Annotated in this window: 15 protein-coding genes; 1 reads left to right on the forward strand and 14 read right to left on the reverse strand. The window is 38.7% G+C overall.

Annotated elements, in window-relative coordinates; all coding sequences use genetic code 11:
* Nucleotides 1–56 precede the first annotated feature (56 nt).
* Nucleotides 57–194 carry an HIT family protein gene (locus BK582_RS28335; protein ID WP_420841250.1) on the reverse strand — a complete coding sequence of 46 codons (138 nt, stop codon included), beginning with the start codon at nucleotides 192–194 and terminating at the stop codon, nucleotides 57–59.
* 94 nt (nucleotides 195–288) lie between these two features.
* Here BK582_RS28335 and BK582_RS17825 point away from each other — a divergent pair, with 94 nt between their 5' ends.
* The gene (locus BK582_RS17825) at nucleotides 289–729 is read left to right on the forward strand and encodes a DUF3908 family protein (protein WP_078596338.1); all 441 of its coding nucleotides are present in this window, start codon (nucleotides 289–291) and stop codon (nucleotides 727–729) included.
* Nucleotides 730–846: 117 nt separating this feature from the next.
* On the opposite strand, the gene BK582_RS17830 is transcribed toward BK582_RS17825, so the two are convergent.
* The 13 genes from BK582_RS17830 to BK582_RS17890 form a co-directional block, all read right to left on the reverse strand.
* Nucleotides 847–1,815, reverse strand: a complete 969-nt coding sequence (locus BK582_RS17830; protein WP_169911109.1) for a toll/interleukin-1 receptor domain-containing protein — start codon at nucleotides 1,813–1,815, stop codon at nucleotides 847–849.
* 148 nt (nucleotides 1,816–1,963) lie between these two features.
* Nucleotides 1,964–2,335: an HIT family protein gene (locus BK582_RS17835; protein ID WP_244895423.1), complete on the reverse strand. Its 372-nt coding sequence runs from the start codon at nucleotides 2,333–2,335 to the stop codon at nucleotides 1,964–1,966.
* 56 nt (nucleotides 2,336–2,391) lie between these two features.
* Nucleotides 2,392–4,236 (reverse strand): PDDEXK-like family protein, encoded by a 1,845-nt coding sequence (locus BK582_RS17840; RefSeq protein ID WP_078596340.1) that lies wholly within the window; start codon nucleotides 4,234–4,236, stop codon nucleotides 2,392–2,394.
* 26 nt (nucleotides 4,237–4,262) lie between these two features.
* Complete coding sequence (locus BK582_RS17845) at nucleotides 4,263–5,498, reverse strand: McrC family protein (protein WP_078596341.1); 1,236 nt, start codon at nucleotides 5,496–5,498, stop codon at nucleotides 4,263–4,265.
* Nucleotides 5,491–6,339 (reverse strand): McrB family protein, encoded by an 849-nt coding sequence (locus BK582_RS17850; protein ID WP_338066849.1) that lies wholly within the window; start codon nucleotides 6,337–6,339, stop codon nucleotides 5,491–5,493. Before BK582_RS17850 ends, BK582_RS17845 begins: the two co-directional genes overlap by 8 nt.
* 27 nt (nucleotides 6,340–6,366) lie before the next feature.
* Nucleotides 6,367–7,851 carry a hypothetical protein gene (locus BK582_RS17855; protein WP_078596343.1) on the reverse strand — a complete coding sequence of 495 codons (1,485 nt, stop codon included), beginning with the start codon at nucleotides 7,849–7,851 and terminating at the stop codon, nucleotides 6,367–6,369.
* Between the two features lie 394 nt (nucleotides 7,852–8,245).
* On the reverse strand, nucleotides 8,246–10,045 hold the full coding sequence (locus BK582_RS17860; RefSeq protein ID WP_078596344.1) for a hypothetical protein: 1,800 nt from the start codon (nucleotides 10,043–10,045) through the stop codon (nucleotides 8,246–8,248).
* Nucleotides 10,046–10,224: 179 nt separating this feature from the next.
* On the reverse strand, nucleotides 10,225–12,138 hold the full coding sequence (locus tag BK582_RS17865; RefSeq protein ID WP_078596345.1) for a 3'-5' exonuclease: 1,914 nt from the start codon (nucleotides 12,136–12,138) through the stop codon (nucleotides 10,225–10,227).
* A 236-nt stretch (nucleotides 12,139–12,374) separates the two neighbouring features.
* Entirely contained in the window at nucleotides 12,375–13,736 is a 1,362-nt protein-coding gene (locus tag BK582_RS17870; protein WP_078596346.1) for a Na+/H+ antiporter NhaC family protein, read from the reverse strand.
* 99 nt (nucleotides 13,737–13,835) lie between these two features.
* A complete protein-coding gene (locus BK582_RS17875; RefSeq protein ID WP_078596347.1) occupies nucleotides 13,836–15,488 on the reverse strand; it encodes an amidohydrolase in 1,653 nt (550 codons plus the stop codon).
* 55 nt (nucleotides 15,489–15,543) lie between these two features.
* Complete coding sequence (locus BK582_RS17880) at nucleotides 15,544–16,938, reverse strand: aminotransferase family protein (RefSeq protein ID WP_078596348.1); 1,395 nt, start codon at nucleotides 16,936–16,938, stop codon at nucleotides 15,544–15,546.
* Between the two features lie 133 nt (nucleotides 16,939–17,071).
* Nucleotides 17,072–17,737, reverse strand: a complete 666-nt coding sequence (locus tag BK582_RS17885; RefSeq protein WP_078596349.1) for a GNAT family N-acetyltransferase — start codon at nucleotides 17,735–17,737, stop codon at nucleotides 17,072–17,074.
* A 21-nt stretch (nucleotides 17,738–17,758) separates the two neighbouring features.
* The gene (locus BK582_RS17890) at nucleotides 17,759–19,186 is read right to left on the reverse strand and encodes an NAD-dependent succinate-semialdehyde dehydrogenase (RefSeq protein ID WP_078596350.1); all 1,428 of its coding nucleotides are present in this window, start codon (nucleotides 19,184–19,186) and stop codon (nucleotides 17,759–17,761) included.
* Between the last annotated feature and the right edge of the window lie 7 nt (nucleotides 19,187–19,193).

Here is a 19,193-nt window from a genome sequence, read left to right on the forward strand (position 1 = left end):
TTTGTCGAAAGACAGTTTACAAAAGGAAGACCTTATGAGGACAAGCCTCATAAGGTTTAATACTTCTGCTTTTCCGGAATAACTCCCCGTACTCCGCCCGCTGGGTTCTCCATATCTCCCTCATACCTCGGGATCAAATGGACATGAACATGGAAAATCGTCTGTCCCATTGTCTCGCCGCAATTGATACCAATTAGGGTTGTATTTAATAAAGTAAATTAGATAATATTTAAGCAGGATATTAGTGCTGTTTGTGGAAGATAATTATTATAAGGGGGGTGGAAATAAATGGATTGGATTAATATTGAAAAGTTAAGAAAATATTCAGCGCAAGAAAGCTATAAAAACCAATTCTACATAAGGGTCGAAAGGTTAATTGAATATCTTCAAGAGAGTACCCTTATCAATAATATATTGGAGGAAGAGCATTTATTTTATCCAAAGTATTTGTGGCAAGAAGATAACGACTTAGAATTATACTTTTTTACCAAAGAACACATTGTATTATGTAGTTTAGATTCAAATCAGAAGCTATTTATCATTAAGAGATTTACTAGGGATATATCCAAGATTGAAATAACAAACTATGATGCTAACCATCGTGATATACAACTCATTATAACCTTTGTTAACAAGGACGAAATAATTCTCCAAAGTAATGACACAAACGAACATTGGAAATTTAAATACTTTAAAAAGATACAAGAGCTATATAACTTTATTAACTAGGCATCCATTAGGGTGCTTTTTCATATAAATGCATTAAACTATTAAAAAAAATACATATTCCATCATAAAAATAAAATTCTTCTCCATAATTGATTGAAGAAGAATTATTTTAGTCTATTAATTAAAATAATGTTTTAGTTGTCTTTTCCATATTTCTTCCACTATCCCGTTTGCATTAGTAGGATGAGAACCAAACATATTCATTGTCATTTTAAGTATTAATTGATTATTCTTATTTACTTCACATATAATATTTTCGTTCATAGCATTATCGTTAGAAATATCAATCATTTTCCCAAAGTGCAAGCTTATCCCTCTTCCAAACAGGCCACCAATCCACATTTTTATCCCGGTAACTTCCACTCCATTTTTATATAGTTTATAGAAAACTTTTAAGCTCGATATTTCTTCAACTACGTAATCAAATGATTGATCTTTCAATTTTACTTGATTAAAAAGCTGTATAAGTAACGTTTTAATTTCCATAAATTTATGTTGTAGAAATTTATCTTTGTCCAGATCGGTAACTTTCCTACCTATATCTATTACACTATCGCTAAAAGGGTTTTTAACTTCTACGTCTCTAGCTGTTTTAGGTTTCAAGTCAGGAACCGGTCCTAAAGGCGCTTCTTCGTACAACGGTACATTATATATTCTATATACTAATTCCTCATATTTTTCTTCAAAATTCATATCATTTGAAAAATCAATAGCGTAATAACCTTTGAAATGAAAAGGGACTACTTCATTAAAATTAACCGAATCACGTTTAATAAAAATAAGTTTATCACTATTCTCTTGTAATAGTGATAATAAAGACATGTTTTCAAACCCCACTCCGCCTTCAAAGTTGTCAGCTTTCTTTGAATACTTTTCAGTTAAAACAATAATTGTAAAGTCACTATCACGTACTCTCTCTATCATCATTTGAGGTAAGTGGGTGGTACTTGTTTGTGTTAAAAATTGATCGTATGTTGCCTCAACTCCACTCTCTTTCCTTAATTTATTTACTAGGTTTCTAACCCATATTTGATGTTTTTCACTGTCCCAACTATAACTAATAAATACTGACTTTCTATCCCTCAATATTTTCACCTCTTAACCTTTAAAATAATTAACTTTAATAAAGAATCACTCCCAAATATTGACTATGATCTTAGTTTACCATACTAGCAAATTTGTCGAAAGACGGGTCTATAGAAGAAAAACCTTATGAGGGCAAGCCTCATAAGGTTTAATACTTCTGCTTTTCCGGTATTACTCCCCGTACTCCTCCGGCTGGGTTCTTCATATCTCCCTCATACCTTGGGATCAGGTGGACATGTACGTGAAAGATCGTCTGTCCCGCTGTCTCGCCGCAGTTAATTCCAACATTGTATCCTTCAGGTCTGTATTTTTCATCAAGTAGCGATTTCCCCTTCTCTAACAGCTCGTTAAATGCCTCACGTTCTTCTAATGTGGTGTCAAAGAAATCACTCACATGGCGTTTAGGAATGATTAGCAGGTGGCCTTTACTTACTGGGTATTTGTCAAAGATGGCGAATGCCAGGTCGTTTTCTAAAAATTTTTCATCGATTGTGCAGAATGGGCAATTCTCAATAATCACTATTAGTACCTCCATTGCTGTATCAGTTATATAAATATTAGTGTGTTGCTGGTGTTCTATACTGAGAAATATTTAAAACTTGAAATATCCTCTAACAGTTTCTGATTTGCCGGATCTTCATATAAGTTTTTCATTGCTTGTAATACTTCCTCTGAATCCTCCCAATTCCTGATCACCTTAGCATCTGAGAATAAACGAGTATACTTAGCTGTGGGAAGCTTTGACCTGCTGGTAATGGAGTAATTAAGCTCCTCCAGCCTTTCGATAATTTTAAGTCGTTGTTCTGGTTGCAAGGGACCCAATTCTAATGTTAGCTTCAATCGGTCATCCTTTAACCTGTCAAACCAATACGTAAACGTACTATCGTGCCACCACCATTTTTCTCGCGTATTTCCATAGATCTCTTCCAATTCACGGAATACCGGTAAAACAAATGATACCTGATATGTTTTAAAACGATAGGCATTTGCATTAATGTCATAGAACTTGCTGAACCTTTCAAATGGAGTCTCAGGATACTCCCCCTCTCTTTGTTGTTTTGGTATCTGGGTCTGAGGTTTATGTATTTCCTCACTTTCTTCCATTTGTTCAATTGCAAGAGCAATATGTTTAAAAAGGCTGTTTATATCAGGGTCATTATAAAGAGTTTTCATACCATTTACTATTTCTTGCTTATTTGCCCAATCCGTAATATTAATAGTATTTGTATAAATTTTTGTAAACTTTTTTCCTTCCAGCTTACCGCTTGATTGGAAAGAAACTCCCTGGCGCTCTAGTTCAGTTAATAACCTGTATCTGTTTTTAAAAGGTATTGGACCCACTTCAACATTTATCTTCAAAAGTTCATTCCATGTTCGGTTAAACCAGATGATTAAACCATTACCAAGCCAGTAGCCTTCCCCTGGGTTACCAATAACCTCTTCAAAGTCCGACCAATCCGGTAAAATAAAATTAGGTGAAGACACATGTGCACTGTATACCTCTTCAGGAATTTCTTCTATTTTGACAAAATCAAGAAAAGCTTCTCTGATAAGATTGCTTCCTTTCTTAAATACATAATCAATTGTTTCTTTATTTTTTGCATAAAGCTGATTTATCAGTTCCTTTTCTGTGTTATGGAAGCCTTCTAACTGTTTACTTAATTCCATGTACCTTGGCTTACTGTGCAATTCCGGATGCTGACTAACGTAAAGCAAATCAATAGCATAACGGTTCATACGATAGACATTCAAAGCAAGTTCAACAGCTTCCTCATCTTCCACCAGCTCTTCCTGTAATATCGCCGTGTAATATTTTAAGAAGTCATAAATATTATCAGCAATAGCATCCTTATGCAGTTCAACGTATTGAGTTATGATTTCCAGAATATCTTTATAATCTAAAATAAAATAATCCTGGTAGGAAGGTTCGTCAGTGGAAAGGGTAAGGAAGACCGGAATAATCTCATAACCTGAATACTCATTTTTCACATAGGATAGATAATCTTCCAGCTGCCCCTTTGATTCCCCGGCATAAAACTTGTTTTCTATAATGACAATTAAGTTTTGAGATGGGATTTTTAATAAAAGATCGATTGATCGATTCGTACTGGTTCTGACTTCCCGCTTTACTTGCGTATCCCAAAACGAACGATGCAAATGTAATAATACGTCAACATTGGTTATTTTCTCTTCATTTTCAGTCTTTGTCACCAATCGTGATAAGACCTTTTTCACAAAAAAATCACCTAACTGATGATTTTCATTAGGGTCCAGCAACCATCCAAGAAAATTAGAATGTCTAATCTCGAATCGGTCAACCTTTAATACTTTAAATGGATTAAAACGCTTAAATTTCTGATTCAGCTGCTCGAATTCTTTTGTATGGTCAAGATGTGCGATTGATTGTAATGAGTAATCCATTTTTTTATTCCCCTAAATGTTCAAATTTAATGATAACTTAATAATTTAATAATACGCTTAATAATATCATTTACCTTTATATTAATTTCCTCTTTATCCAACCCCCTGTCAAGCTGCAGGCTCCATTGATGGATAGTAAAGGGGCTGTTCTTTATTTGATCGGTCCGTTCTCTTCCGCCGGCATATAGTAAAATACCGTGTTCTGTCTGGCGGGCAGTTAAATAAGCAAGCATTTGAAATACATTGCTGTTTATCGAGGAATCATCTCTCCTTGAGATATATTTTAAATCCAGGATCACTTCCCGGCCGTCTCTGGACTTTATTATTACATCCGGGATGATTTTGATTTTGCCACCTTCTGCGAGTGAATCGTGTTTTTGCAGGGTGACTTCGACGCCATGCTTGCTTAGTTCCTGTACGAGCTTTTTACCTATATACATCTCGAACAGTTCATTCATATCCAGAAGGAAGGAACTGCTTTTTTGTCCTCCCAGCTCAAAGGTTAGTGCGGTTGCCTTCCAGTACAGTAACGCCCATTGGAACGCCGGCTTGTAGTGGGCGTTTAATCTCGTGACAGGAAGCAGGTTAATATTTCTTACTTGTTCGTCAGGTTCAGGACTGCTCTTTAAGCTTCTCCCATCAATCTCCCTGCCGAATATATTTTTAAGTTCCCTGAGATCCCTTGGAACTGAGGAATCCCCATATCCTCTCTTAAGCATATCCATTAATGCACATGTAATCAGAAAGTTTTCTTTCACATTTTCCGTCAGTTCATCATAGCGGCAGTCAAATTGGTAATCGTGTTTCAGCCAGCGCTTGAATGTCTTTTCAGCATGTAGCTGTCCCCTCACTGCAGGCAATGGGCTTTCTTCTGTTACATAACCTTTTTTAATTCCTCTTGAATAAATTCGTTTACATTCATGAAGAAAGAATTTGACAATCCACTCAAGATCTCCAAAATCGGTTTCATAGCTTACTTCCGTTTCACTCCACCTGACAGTAGATAAATCATAAGCCGTGGCAAGCCATTCCCATATTACCGGCAGCTCCACTTTAGGAGATATTTTAAAAAGGTAATTATTGCAGCGAAAGGCACCGACGATGGAGCCTGCCCGGAGTGTATACTTGTTATCTCCTGCAGTATGCTGTACTTGCACGGCAGCAGAATATTTATTTTTCAGGGAAGCTGCAATTTCTTCCGGCAAAAAGATATTGTTCAGTTTTTCATACTCTGTCAGGCGGATTACCTTTTCCTCATTCATCCTCTTCCACACCAGTTTCTAGAAGAGACGCAAGCTGGAACTGTTCCAGTCTCTGTCTGTCATGGACAAAACACTCTTCAAGATAAGGCATAATCTGATATTTCCAGATTCTCTTTAGTTTTGCCATCGTAAGCTCCTGTCCGATAAAATAACTGTGCCCGATTGAAATGTCGGGGTCATCAATCATTTCATTAACCTTGTTTACTAAATCAGCGACCCACGCCATCTCCGGTTCATTATCCAATAGATAATTTTTTAGCACACTCTCTGTCTCTTTTGTTGAAAAAGGAATGAACTGAAACCTTCGTCTCAGAGCAAAGTCAATTTGCGCCAGGGACCGGTCCGTCGTATTCATCGTACCTATTAAATAAATGTTATCAGGAACGATCAGCTTCTTTTTTGAATATGGAAGAGGCACCGGGGTATTTCTGTACTCTAAAGCATAAAGAAGTTCCCCGAACACTTTCGCTGTGTTTGCTCTGTTGATTTCGTCAATAATCAGAATGTATGATTTCTCCTGGTTTTCAGGCTTTCGTGCTTCATCACATAGCATAGAGAAAATCCCCGGCTCTACTTTTACGGAAAGCTGCTGGTTCTCCTCCCCAGTTAACTCAGGTCTTAGTCCTTCTATGAATTCCTCGTATGTATAGGACGGGTGAAACTGAATTAATTTTACATGCTGCTCATGCTGGGTTAAAATTTTTGCAAGCCGCTGGGCAATAAAGGTTTTACCGGTTCCAGGAGGACCATAAAAGATAACCTGGCGTTTTTCACTCAAAAGCTCGAGCCATTCCTCCATACTATCTTTGCTTACATACGTCTCCCTTACCGCATCATCAATCGTATAAGGCTTACGGACACCGCTCCTTTATTGCAGGTAGCCTCTCAGTTCGTTAAGGAATTTCACATCATCCAGGGCATCGACGGATTTTCCTCTTAGCAGATCGCCTTCTTCGTTTTCTATGCGGAGGTCGGCGTTGTATGTTTCCTCGCTCTCCCAGATAATAAGCAGGCCCGCAACATCCTCTTTCGATTCGCCGCTGTATTGCCAGATCAGGCTTCCCGTGTATTCTTCTTCAAGTCCAGTTTCTTCCGGGTCGGCTGTTTTCATTTGAGAAAACTTATAGCCTTCTTCAAAAAGCACATCTCTAATCTGAAGAGCAAATTCATCGTTTATAATTGGATCTTTATCATCGTCCTCCGCATTATTCTCAGCCTCGATACTGGACGCTACATAATAGAGGAAACTACTGAGGGACATCATATCCGCCATATATTTTTCTCCCCGGTATTTCTGCATATCTTCAAGCAGCTCGTACAGCTTATCAACAAAATGATTATATTTATGGTGTTCTGCAGCCTGGGTGTCTGTTGCCAGACTGTAGCCTAAATATTCAAGGCCGTCACGGCTTGCCTTATAATAAATAGGATACTTCTCCATTCCCTGAATCCCCCAGAAAAAGCTGAGGAAGAAAGTCATGTACCTGGTATTTGGGCATCTTTTTGGGGGAAAACCTTGTTCTATCGCCCGCTTTTTTAGAGATTTTATATACTCGCCAAAACGGCCCAGCTTCTCCCTTGTCCAGTTGAAGTCTCCCTCTTCATGATCCGAGATTTGAATGCCAGCGAGAATTTCTGTTGTTAACTCTTCAATCGTCTCTGTGTACTCGGCCATATTGTAAAGCTGATTAAAAAACATCTGCCCGGAAAAGCCGCTGAACCCCCACAAATTCACACGGTTACCTTCAAATTCCACTTTTGCTTTTGTCTTCTGGTCGAGAATTTTCTTAAATTCACCTAGATTGATTGTACCGTTTCTCAGTTCAACAAGCTCAGTGAAATTTGATATAAAGGCTTCCCTTTCATATAAAATAAAATGCTCTCTGAACCTTGCAGCTTCATCCTTTTCATAGAGCTGGAGCCAGTCTTCCAGAGTCCTCGTTTTGTATGTTCCCGCCTCATCTTTTACACCGCCGGGCTGCTCCCAACCCGTTTCGAGGAGGGAGACCAGTTTATTAATCTCTTCGTTTGAAGTAAGCATGACATCTGTTTTCCCGTTTCCTGTTTTTATACCAGCCTTTTTCACTTCAGCCATATTAATTTTGTTCGATAAAACAACATGAATATGCTTGTACCTTTTCCTCGGGGCGGAAACGAGAATTCTCCTGCTACCGGAATAATAGATCATCCGTCCAAACCCGCGGTCAGGTGTCGGGCTGTCGGCACTATTATCGACTATTTCCTTTTCGAACAGCCTTTCCTCCAAATACCTCATCAGCATCTCTGTTTCTTTATTCGCGTTATAAATCTTTTTTGTCTCCGACTCGTTCCAGCGGACGCCTTTATTAACCAATGCAGTCACCTCGTTTATATTTATTAGAGCGTATCTCTTATGATTTTACGTTCAAATTTCCAATTGTTAGTTACCGCATAAATTCGAAAAGTATGATGAGATTATTCAGATTCAAAGTACTATTAGGTTCAGTAATACGAATTAAGAGATTACTTACAACTTTCGACATTAAGCATGCTATTCCTGCACTTATAATGAAGAAGGAGAACAGCATGCCGCCGTTCTCCTTCCCTGTGTATTAGTGGACTCAGTAATTTCTTTTCTCTTTACAGGGCCTAATGGACAGTGTACCAAACTCTAGATGTCTTTCCGATTTTGAATAATTCTACTGGATTAGCAATGTACATATATCCATATTCTTCCTATTGCAAGAAAAGAACTTTATATGAGTGACTTAAGTTATACTTATTTCAGCACCATAACTATTAATTTCATTTGTTTTAATGTTTTCTATTATTTCAACATTTATTAGCGGGGTAAATTTTTCATTCAATTGGTCCAAAGCAACTTTTGATCGTTGATGCTTATTACTGATTCTCTTGGCTTCGACTACTTTTAAGAAAAAGTCTCGATTATATGGTGTGAAAATTATCCCGTCTAGCTCACAAACGGATTGTTTATTTTCATCAATAAATTTCAATGATCCTGTATATATAACATAAAGACCTCTATAAGTTATTTTCTCTAAAGCCTTAATAACAGTAAAAATTTCGTGCATCCCATCCTTATTTTCAGGAAATCTTCTTTTAAATTGAGATAAATGCTCTTCCACTTTCTTAACCGCATTTGTATTGCCATTCGATATAATTAGGGCATCTGATAAACCTTCATAATTAAACTCACAAAAGTAATCTTCCTTTAGAATATTTCTAAACAAATACGTTATCACCTTTTTAGTAACTACTTCTGTAAATTCTCCATTATTCACTTCGCTTTTTGCGAACCTTTTGAATCGAAAATAATCACCTAAAGCGTTATAAATTATTTTTAAACAATTTTTTACTTTTATATTATTTGAAATTTTCTTATCTAAGGCATACACTGTTCTATATTTTAAGTAATCAGGTGAAAACCCTATACCAATATGACATTTAGAACCTAAGTAGTTAATTTTATCAAGTTCTTCTTTAAATATATCTTCAGGAAATCCTTTTCTGTCTTTAACAAAGTAAGTAATACTTAATGTAGTATCTTTATCCCATGGCAATGTATTATAAGAAAAGTTTTCTTCTTTATTGAATGGTGAATCTTCATTCATTAAAATACCTTGTATTAATTTTAAAGAATTATTTTGTGAACGATTTTCTTCTAAATAATTATCTAATTTGTTTGCTAAATCTAAACTTCTTTTTGAACCTATTAGAATAGCATTATTCTCTAAATATAATGTATCCTCTAGCAAGCTATTCATACGATTGAATACTTCCATTAATCCTGATATTTTTTTTTCGATTTCATCTATAAATAGCTCTCTGTTAAATAAAACGCTCTTTAAGTCGATAGATATAGGTATATGCGAGAAATGACTATCCATAACAATATAAGAAACTCTTCTAACTTTTGTGTGTAAATCAATATAATAATTGGGATTATTTGATAATATGTTATTTAATATCAATTCACATATTTCTCTACACTCATCATACTCGCTTTTCCTTGATAAAATAAATAATGTGTTCAACCAATGGATCTTTTGAAAATCATTTGTATCTAAAATAACATCGAATAGTTTTTTACTTTCTTTTTTTAAACCATTTTTAAATAACGTTTTTACATTTGCTTTATTTAGCTTTAAATAATGGTACCATACTTTGTTACTTGAAAATGTATCTTTGGAGTAACCCATGTTTCCTAGGATTACTGTTAATTGTAATAGTTCTGTTCCCGTGATCTTTTTTTTCTTATAATTCGTCCCATCATCAACAAAGAATTTCCAATAATCTTTTTTACTATTTAAACCCATTTTTCCGTGATCTTTTAAAAAATTTATTAACATTACTTGAAGTAATACATATTCAAATCGAGTATAATGGGCACCATTATGAATATATCTTATTGCACCTAATTGATTAATGCCTTTAAGTTTATTAATTATTTTTAAATTAGAATCTTCTAGTAATTCACAGGCTGTCCCATATATTTCAGGATTGATAATCCCAATACCATTTATATTATATTCATAATTGGTTATCAAAAAAGAATCCCCCTTAAGAATGTGGACCGCTTCTATTTAATGATGTACCAAGAAATTATCGTATTCCTATACTGATTCTTTCCATCCTCATACTTTTATATTGCAGTGAATCGGCAGATATTTTTTTTCAGTAACCTCTTTAAAGTACTCCCCTTTAACGGGCATAATTCTATCTTTGTCTAGTGGACTTTCAAAGTATTATTATTAATTAAACCTGTCCTACCTGCAATGATCCCATCAAAATACTCCGTAAACTCACTCTTCCCTGAGTAGCTTATACACAAGTATTCCTTCGCTCTTGTCATTCCGATGTACATGAGGGAGGCTTCTCTTTCTTTGTCTTCTTCCAATGGGAATGGCATGTTGTCGGCGCCGACGATGAATACTGCCTGGAAGTCCAGTCCTTTGCTGCTGTCAATTGTGCTGATTTTTACGGTTTCCTCTTCTTTTTCGAAGTCCCGTTTTGACTTCGAGTTCTCAGTAAGCCAGTAATAGCCGATGCCTTCTTTATTCAGTGCCCGTGTCAGCACATCTACATAATTCATCTTGTATGTTTTCTTTACTCGGTAGAGGATAAGCATTTCTGACAGCGGAACCTTCTTTTGTTCGTGCAGCTTCCTTATTTGTCTTGCTACTATCTTTGCTTCCCGAAAAAAATTTTCCGTTTTAAGGATGGCGGGTTCTGCTCCTTTTCTTCTCGTGCTCTGTGGAGCGATGATTTCCCCTTCATGCTCCCGACTCACTACTTTATTTTTCAGTGAGGAATGCTTCTGGTAAAAATCCCAGGCAAACTTCACAATTTGGGCTGTGTTGCGGTAGTTAATATTTAATATCTTCGAACGCCCCTGGAAACTCAAGCCTGTATCCTGCACGTATGTACGCTTTCTTTTATAAATGGACTGTGCCCTGTCTTCCACTAGCAGCAGTGACTTCGTTTCCGGGTTCAGCAGCTGGCTTACAAGCTGGAACCACTGGGGCTCAAAATCCTGGCCTTCATCTATTAAAATAGCATCATAGGTTGGCATAATCGCTTCGTTGTTTTCCAGCTTCTCCAATAATACCGGTATATTTTGTTCGGAAGTTTTCAAATCATTTTTCAGCCAGGAATGGAAATTACGTACTTCAATATTGTGTTTCTTGTTCTTGGTTTCCTCGGTGAAATCGAAGTCAAACAAACTGTCAGGCTCCGTCATCATATGATAAATCATTTGTTCAATACTTCTGGAAAGGGAGATATTATAGCAAAGAACAAGGATCTTCCAGTCGGGGTGTTCTTTCGCGAGCATTTTTGCCCGACTTCCTAAGATAAGTGTCTTCCCGCTGCCTGCTACTCCACGGATAAGCCGGTTCTTATCACCGATTTGTTTTGCTAGGTTTTCCTGGTGGAGATCCATCGCTTTCAGGTCATGCAGGGACAGAAGAAGCTGGTCCTGATACGGCACGGGCTGCTTATATTCCGCACTGATCCGTACTTCAGGGAATAAATGATATCTGATAGCGTCCATTTCATTTTTCGAGAGAGGCTCCCTTAACCGGAACGGGACCTTGAACATATTCATTATTTTCTCGATCAGATTTTCTTCAGAGAAAGATTCTTTTTCCGGATCTATCTCGTCTCTAGTAAAACAAAGATGAGGCTCCACAACAGAATATAAGCCTTCCTGTATGAAGTCTTTCTGCTGCAGGCGGGTGAACACAGTGCCGCATCCATATGGGAACTTTAAGTAAAACTTGTATTTCCCGTCCAGATGAATCAGGTTCTTATCCTTCTTTAATATATCTACTATAAGGTACATATACTCCTGAGCCTGGCGCATCGGGCTCTTCGTTTTCGTCTGCTCGCCTGAGGAAGTGACCAGCGTCCACTCGTCCTGGTTAATTTGGAAAAGCGTGTTTTTCGTATAATCCTTCACTTCAAGCACTAATAACCCAAGGTCAGGGGCGATGATCACAAAATCAGGCCGTCTCCCATGTACCTCAGGTTCATAATAAACAATATAGTCATCCGGTAAGTAAGTTTTCAGTGTACGAAACAGCAGCCTTTCCCCAACAGTGGCACTCGAACGGATCGTCTCAGGTATTGTATATGCCATAATATCCTCCATAAAACAAGCGTTTCCCTCATTATACAACAGAATTGGATGAATTTTCATATTTTTCCTGTTGATTGTCATATCGACAAATTCTGAGTAGTGCCTGGTACTTGTCGAATACTTAACTTTCCCTTGTTACACCGTACCTGTCCCCTTGTTCAAAGAAAAAACCTGTCCAAAATTCATTTGAACAAGTTTTCCTTAATTCTGGTTTTCAAACTCAAACCTGAAGATCCTTAAGCCATAATTAAACCCAATACCAGATAGCCGGCTATACCTAAAACAAATGGTACGATAATGAGTAATAAAGATGTTCTTGCATAATCCATATTTTTTATGCCTACGGCTGCACATGTTACTGTTACTGCATCACCATAAAAGCATGCATGGCTTCCAAAGGCTGTAGCTGCTGCGACAGTTCCTATTGCTAAATATGGGTCTACTCCCATTGCGAGAGCGATTGGCAATATAATTGGAAATGAAATCGCTGCGACTCCCCAGAAGCTTCCTGTAGCAAAGGCTAAAATTGAAATGACTATAAACGTCACTACAGGGAATAAGGCGGGACTGAGTATTGGCGTTACTTGATCAATTACATATGGAGTCAGGCCTAAGTCATCATTAAATTTCTGCAGTACAAAAGCCGAAAGGACGAGCATTGTGACATAAAGCATATCTTTAAACCCGCCTATAATATTGTCTGCTAATTGGCCAAATGTCATTAACCGCTGAACGAAAAGCATCACAAACGCTACTACTATTGCTATAATCACACCGAGAACTATATCCGATGAATATATAGTTATTCCGATTAAAGCCAGCAGCGGAACAATAAAATTCCAGGCACTGGATTTTTCTGTTGTGGCGGCAATTTCCTCTTCTTCTTCCCCTGCTTTAAAATCTTCTGGTAATACCCTGCCTGCAGCAGCTCTCGTTTCTGCTGTTTTCATTGGTCCGAAAAATGGAATGATACCAAAAATAAAAAATGGAACTATCAGTACCGCTATCCAGGCATAAAGCATATATGGGATTGAATTAACATATGCCATAAAGCCTGATACACCAGCAACTACACCTACTTCTTCTATCTGAGCAGCGTATAGAATCGCCCAGGTGGAAAATGGCACTAAAATACAGATAGCTGCACCAGTGGAGTTTACGATGAACGCCAGAAACTCTCTGGAAACTTTGAATTTATCTGTTATATTCTGCATTGCCACACCGACACTCAAAGAATTGAGATAATCGTCTACAAAAATCAGGATCCCAAACAGCCAGGTAAGTAACAATGATTTGTTTCTTGATTTAGCCACCTTGGCGCCGATGTCTGTAAACCCTAATGCAGAGCCCGAGTTCTTAAGAATCCTTATCATTGCTCCAAACATACCAAACATTATAATATAGTAAGCTGAATCTCCAATCTCAGTAAGGGTATAATCAAACCATGTATTCCAAAAGTCCCCTCCTGCTAAAATGATTGCAGCGACAAAGGTTCCCAGTATCAGGGACTCCGTTGCTTTTTTCGTTATAATAGCAGCTATTATAACTACTGCTACTGGTATGAGGCTTATTATTCCGTATGTTTCCGCTACCTCCATAATTCCACCCCTTTTTATTGATATTTGTAAATATTCTGAATTTTTGGCTGAAAAAAAAAAAATTACTGTCCGTTCTCTCTCTTTCTTTCTCCATCCATATTACTTTACTGGTATGATTCCTGCTCCTGTCCTACTTTTCTCATACACTACCTTTCCGTCCATCATCGTCAATATAACTTTAGCTGAAAGGATTTCTTCCGGTGGTATGTTAAACAGATTTCTGTCCAGGACGGCAATGTCCGCAAGCTTCCCTTCCTCCAGTGTTCCAAGTTCATGTTCCCGGAACGATCCGTAAGCTGAGCCATTAGTATATGCTTTTAACGTTTCAGAAATAGTAATACACTCGTCCTGATTCCATACATTTTCCGGGTCCATAGTAATATCAGTCCTCGTTATTGCATTGAAAATTCCTAACATAGGGTTTAGTGGAACCACAGGGAAATCTGAGCCAAATGCCAGCCTTGCTCCTGCCTTTTTCAACGTGTTAATTGGAAAAGCAAGCTCTTCCCGATCTTTGCCTATCCTTGCTGTGTAGACACTTTTTTCTGCAGCAGATAAATGATACGGCTGCATGGAGGCGATTACCCCCAGCTCATGAAAGCGCTTTATATCTTCTTTATGAATAACCTCTATATGTTCAATTGTATGCCGGGAATCCCGAACTCCATTTTGTTTCCGTGCCTCTTCATAAGCATCTAATGCTAAGCGGACAGCTCCGTCGCCTATTGCATGTAAACGTACTCTGAAACCTTCCCGGTCTGCATCCACAATCCATTTATTTAGCCTGTCCGGAGGAAATGCCGTAGTTCCACGTGTTTCCCGTTTATCGGAATATGGTTCCAGCAAGGAGGCTGTTCTGCTTCCCAGTACTCCGTCAACAAATTGTTTCAGCCCTGAAAACTGTATTTTTTCTGTAAAATAGGTTTCTTTTATATGCCTTGCTTTTTCTAAATCACCGTTTAATGGAGGTGAGAAATGTACACGTGCCGTTAATTCCCCATTTTCCTCCATTTGTTTTAAGATTGGAAACTCATCCAGACTTTCACGTTGGGGCATATAAACATCATTTACAGAGGTAACACCGGAAGCGGCAGCCGCCTGAAAGAAATTTCTCAGCAGGGTAACCTTCTTATCCTCTGAATAGGAACTAAACGCCCCTTCATACATTAAGATCATTGCATGTTCATAAGCAATTCCTGTTAATTCCCCTGTACTGTCCTTTGCAAATTCACCGAATGGCGGATCCTCGGTATGTTTAGTAATTCCCATCATCTCCAGTGCCTTACTATTCACCCATGCATGATGGCACTCCACGTGGCTCAGGATCACAGGCCTGTCTTTTACAACCATGTCTAAGGAGAAACGATGAGGCAGCTTTGGGTTCCCCCAATTTTCATTATCCCACGCAAATCCTAAGATCCATTCTTCTTCCGGACGGTTTTCTGCAAATGTCCTGACCATTTCCAATGCTTCTTCCTGTGACTTAGCATCCAGTAAATTCACACTGTCCATTTCTATACTGCCCATCATCAGGTGAATATGAAAATCATGCAACCCTGGCATAATTAATTGATCTCCAAAATCATATACTTTCGTTTCGGTCCCGATGAAAGACGATATTTCGTCTTTAGGCCCCACCGCTTTGATCCTGTTCCCCTTAATGGCAATGGAGGCTGCCTCTGGTTCTTTTTTAAGACCTGTAAATACAGTATTACTCATCAAAATAACGTCTGCTTCCCAATCTCTCCTCATAAAGAGGCCTCCCTTCTTTTGTTTCATAGCAATTTATCCGAACTACGTTTTAACGCTATATCTTTTTCATAAATGCTTCCAGTGAACTGTCTACTATAGAAATAATTCTTTCAACCTCTTCTTTTGTAACAATTAAAGGAGGTGCAATAGCTACTGTATTCATTCCTGGCTCGAAGTCAAATGGCCGGATTAACAAATCCCGCTGATAACATTCCTCTACCAGGGAAGCAGCTGCTTTCACAGAATCATCAAACGGCAGTCCGGATTGTGGATCCTTCATTAAGTCAAACCCTGCCAGCAGGCCTTTCACCCTTGTTTTTGTAAAAAATTCATACTTACCTTCCAGATATTTAAGTCCCTCTTCCAGGACTTCCCCCATTTTTTCCGCGTGGTCAACGAGGTTATCTCTCAAAAGTATCTCAATATTTTTCAAACCTACAGCACAGGCAGTCGGGTGGCCGCTGTAAGTAAATCCGTGTGCCAGCATGCCGTCAAACTCGGAGATTGCATTCTTTATATCTTCACGCATGACAACCCCTCCCAGTTGAGCGTAACCACTTGTGATCCCCTTAGCTACAGACATGAAGTCGGGAACGACATTCCAGTGATCCACGCCAAACATCTTGCCGGTTCTGCCAAAGCCGCAAATTACTTCATCGGCAATGAAATGTATCTCATTCTCATCACATAATCTTCTCAGTGCCTCCAAGTATCCTTCAGGAGGCATATGTACCCCGCCTGCTCCTTGTATCGGCTCAACGATGACTGCGGCGATTTTTTCCTTTCCTTCTTTTTCAATAATATGCCGGATGCTTTCTTCGTATCTGGGATGATTATTATCTCCAAGCTCACATTCTGTCAGATATGGTTCTGCATTAACAATATCAGGGTCTTGGGAGCCTGAAAAATTCCGGTAAACTTCTATCCCTGTTGCCCTTTGTGCAGCCACTGTTACCCCGTGGTATCCCCTTCTCAGTGAGATGATCTTCCTTTTTTCTTTGTAACCTTTTAACTGCCAGTAAAACCTGGATAACTTAAAAGCTGTATCATTCGATTCTGAACCACCCGACGTGTAAAAAATAGTGTTTAAATCACCAGGAGTTAAAGAGGCGATTTTTTCAGCAAGAAGGACTGTCGGTTCATTTGCGTAGCCATAAAACCCTGTTGTATATGCAGAATCAGACATTTGCTTATAAGAAGCTTCTGCCAGTTCTTTATTTCCGTGGCCCAGATTTACATTCCACAGCATGGAAACTCCGTCGATGTATGTTCTTCCTTTCAAATCATTCAGATAAATTCCTTGTCCTCCTGAAAAAATAATCTTAGGTCCTGATTCTGCCTGAGCTTTAGGATTAGTAGAAGGGTGCAGTACATGTTTACGGTCTAATTGAGATAACTCATTCCATAATGTTTCCGGACTTTTCGGATTAGTAATTTGTTTGTTACTCATAGTAAGAAGACACTCCTTTTTAGAAGAAATTAAACCGCCACCGGCCTCGTTTTCCTGTTTCCACACAGATAACCTGGTGCCTCGACTCTGCGTTTACCGGGGGCGGTTCCGTACTCGCATGACCTGGCTTTTTTTACTCTGTCCCTATCTTCTGAAACTTATAATCTTTGTTATACCATTCCATCCACGTCGCATAGTAGAGGGAAGCGTCATCCCCTTCGAGGTAATTAGGGATAACGTCCTTTAGTTGAAAACCATTATTTATCTGAAAAGTAAGTACCGGATCATAAATCTCTTTATCTGCTACTTTTTGTACGTATTCCTGCGCTGACATTTGATCAGCAAACTTATAAAAATATGGTATCCGTCCGCCGAGAATAATACTTTTTAAATTGAAGTCCTGACAAATTTTCTTACGGGCGTTATAAAGCTTTCTCCCTAGTTTAAGACTCCTGTAATCAGGATGAACAGATACCTCTACACCGTATAAATTAATACCGTCCGGTCTATGGTTGCGGATATAACCGTTGTCACAAAGAACCTTATAATTATTTTTATCCAGATACTCTTCGTAATTAAGAATCAGGCTTGAACAGGAGCCGACTATTTTTCCTTTATACTCTACGCAGAGTTGCCCCTCCGGAAAGATATCCACCTGGCTTTTAAAATGCTCCTGTTTGAAGGATATATCAGGACCAAAACTGTTTATGGACAGTTCAGCAACTTCTTCCACGTCGTCCTGCGTAATATTCCTGATGACAATTTCCTTCTCTAAATCGGGCAGTTCGGTCTTTGCCATTAATAACTCTCCTCTCTTTTATTATTCTCTCTTGAGGGAAGCGACGGAAACAAATTTCTCTTCCAGATACTCAAGAATGCCTGATCTTCCCCCTTCTTTGCCCATTCCGCTTTCTTTGACTCCCCCAAACGGAGCTTGGGGAACAATTGGCGCAGGGTCGTTAATGCCTACTATCCCATACTCCAGGTCCTGGATCAGGCGGTTGCTTCTTCCTAAATCATTTGTAAAACAATAAGCAGCAAGCCCGTAGCTATCATGGTTTGCCAGATTAATAACTTCTTCTTCGTCAGTAAACGTGAAGATGGGAGCTACTGGACCGAACGTTTCCTCTTTGGAAATTTTCATTTTTTCATTAGCGAAATTAATTACGGTAGGTTCAAAGAAGTTGCCTTTCTCTCCGGTTCTGTTTCCGCCGCAAAGAATTTTCCCTTCATTGGCAACTGCGTCTTTTACATGGCTCTCGACTTTTTCAACAGCCTCTGGAGTAATTAATGGACCAACATCTGTCCCTTTTTCCATCCCGTTGCCTACTCTGAGCTCGGAAACCTTTTCAGACAGCTTTTGACCAAAACTATCAGCAATGCTTTCATGCACATAAATTCTGTTCGTGCTGATACATGTTTGTCCTGCATTTTTAAACTTTGTTAAAAGGACGCCTGTAACGGCTGTGTCAATATCCGCATCTTCAAAAACGAGGAATGGCGCGTGCCCGCCCAGCTCCATGGAAACCTTCTTCACTGTTGCAGCTGATTTTTTCAAAAGCAGTTTACCAACTGCTGTCGATCCTGTAAAAGTAAGTTTTCGTACGACAGGGCTTTCCGTCATTACATCACCGATTTCTTCTGCCGGCCCGATGACTAAATTAACAACACCTGCAGGCAGCTCTGCTTCATGGAAGCACTCAAACACTTTAATTGCAGATAATGGTGTGGACGGTGCAGGCTTTAATACGACCGTGCAGCCTGCGGCAATTGCCGGCGCGATTTTTCGTGTAATCATAGAAGCCGGGAAGTTCCATGGAGTGATAGCTGCCGTTACACCAACTGGCTGTCTATGTACTGTTAACTGTTTATCCGGATGGGATGCAGGAAGAATATCTCCGTATACCCGGCTCGCCTCTTCTCCGTACCATTCCACATAAGCAATCGCACCGAGTACTTCACCTTTTGCATCTGCGAGGGGTTTTCCCATTTCCATCGTAATCGTTTCAGCAATCTCATTTACCTTCGATTTCATAATAGCCGCAACTTTTTTTAAGTATTTCCCCCGCTTTGGACCTGGCACCTTTCTCCATTTCTTAAAAGCTGCTTCAGCAGCATAGATTGCTTCCTCTGTTTCTGTTTTGCCTCCTGAAGCAACTGAGCTAATAAGCTCTCCTGTTGCCGGATTAAAAATATCAATTGTTTCTCCTGAATTAGATTTTTTCCATTCACCATTGATATAAAGCATTCTTATT

Source organism: Evansella clarkii, assembly GCF_002019695.1.
GTDB lineage: Bacteria > Bacillota > Bacilli > Bacillales > Salisediminibacteriaceae > Evansella > Evansella clarkii.

Excerpts from the sequence above, each read along its gene's own strand:
- BK582_RS17865 (WP_078596345.1), bottom strand. The coding sequence starts at position 12,138 with ATGGCATATACAATACCTGAGACGATCCGTTCGAGTGCCACTGTTGGG.
- BK582_RS17875 (WP_078596347.1), bottom strand. The coding sequence starts at position 15,488 with ATGAGGAGAGATTGGGAAGCAGACGTTATTTTGATGAGTAATACTGTA.
- BK582_RS17885 (WP_078596349.1), bottom strand. The coding sequence starts at position 17,737 with ATGGCAAAGACCGAACTGCCCGATTTAGAGAAGGAAATTGTCATCAGG.
- BK582_RS17890 (WP_078596350.1), bottom strand. The coding sequence starts at position 19,186 with ATGCTTTATATCAATGGTGAATGGAAAAAATCTAATTCAGGAGAAACA.
- BK582_RS17845 (WP_078596341.1), bottom strand. The coding sequence starts at position 5,498 with ATGAATGAGGAAAAGGTAATCCGCCTGACAGAGTATGAAAAACTGAAC.
- BK582_RS17870 (WP_078596346.1), bottom strand. The coding sequence starts at position 13,736 with ATGGAGGTAGCGGAAACATACGGAATAATAAGCCTCATACCAGTAGCA.
- BK582_RS17840 (WP_078596340.1), bottom strand. The coding sequence starts at position 4,236 with ATGGATTACTCATTACAATCAATCGCACATCTTGACCATACAAAAGAA.
- BK582_RS17825 (WP_078596338.1), top strand. The coding sequence starts at position 289 with ATGGATTGGATTAATATTGAAAAGTTAAGAAAATATTCAGCGCAAGAA.
- BK582_RS17880 (WP_078596348.1), bottom strand. The coding sequence starts at position 16,938 with ATGAGTAACAAACAAATTACTAATCCGAAAAGTCCGGAAACATTATGG.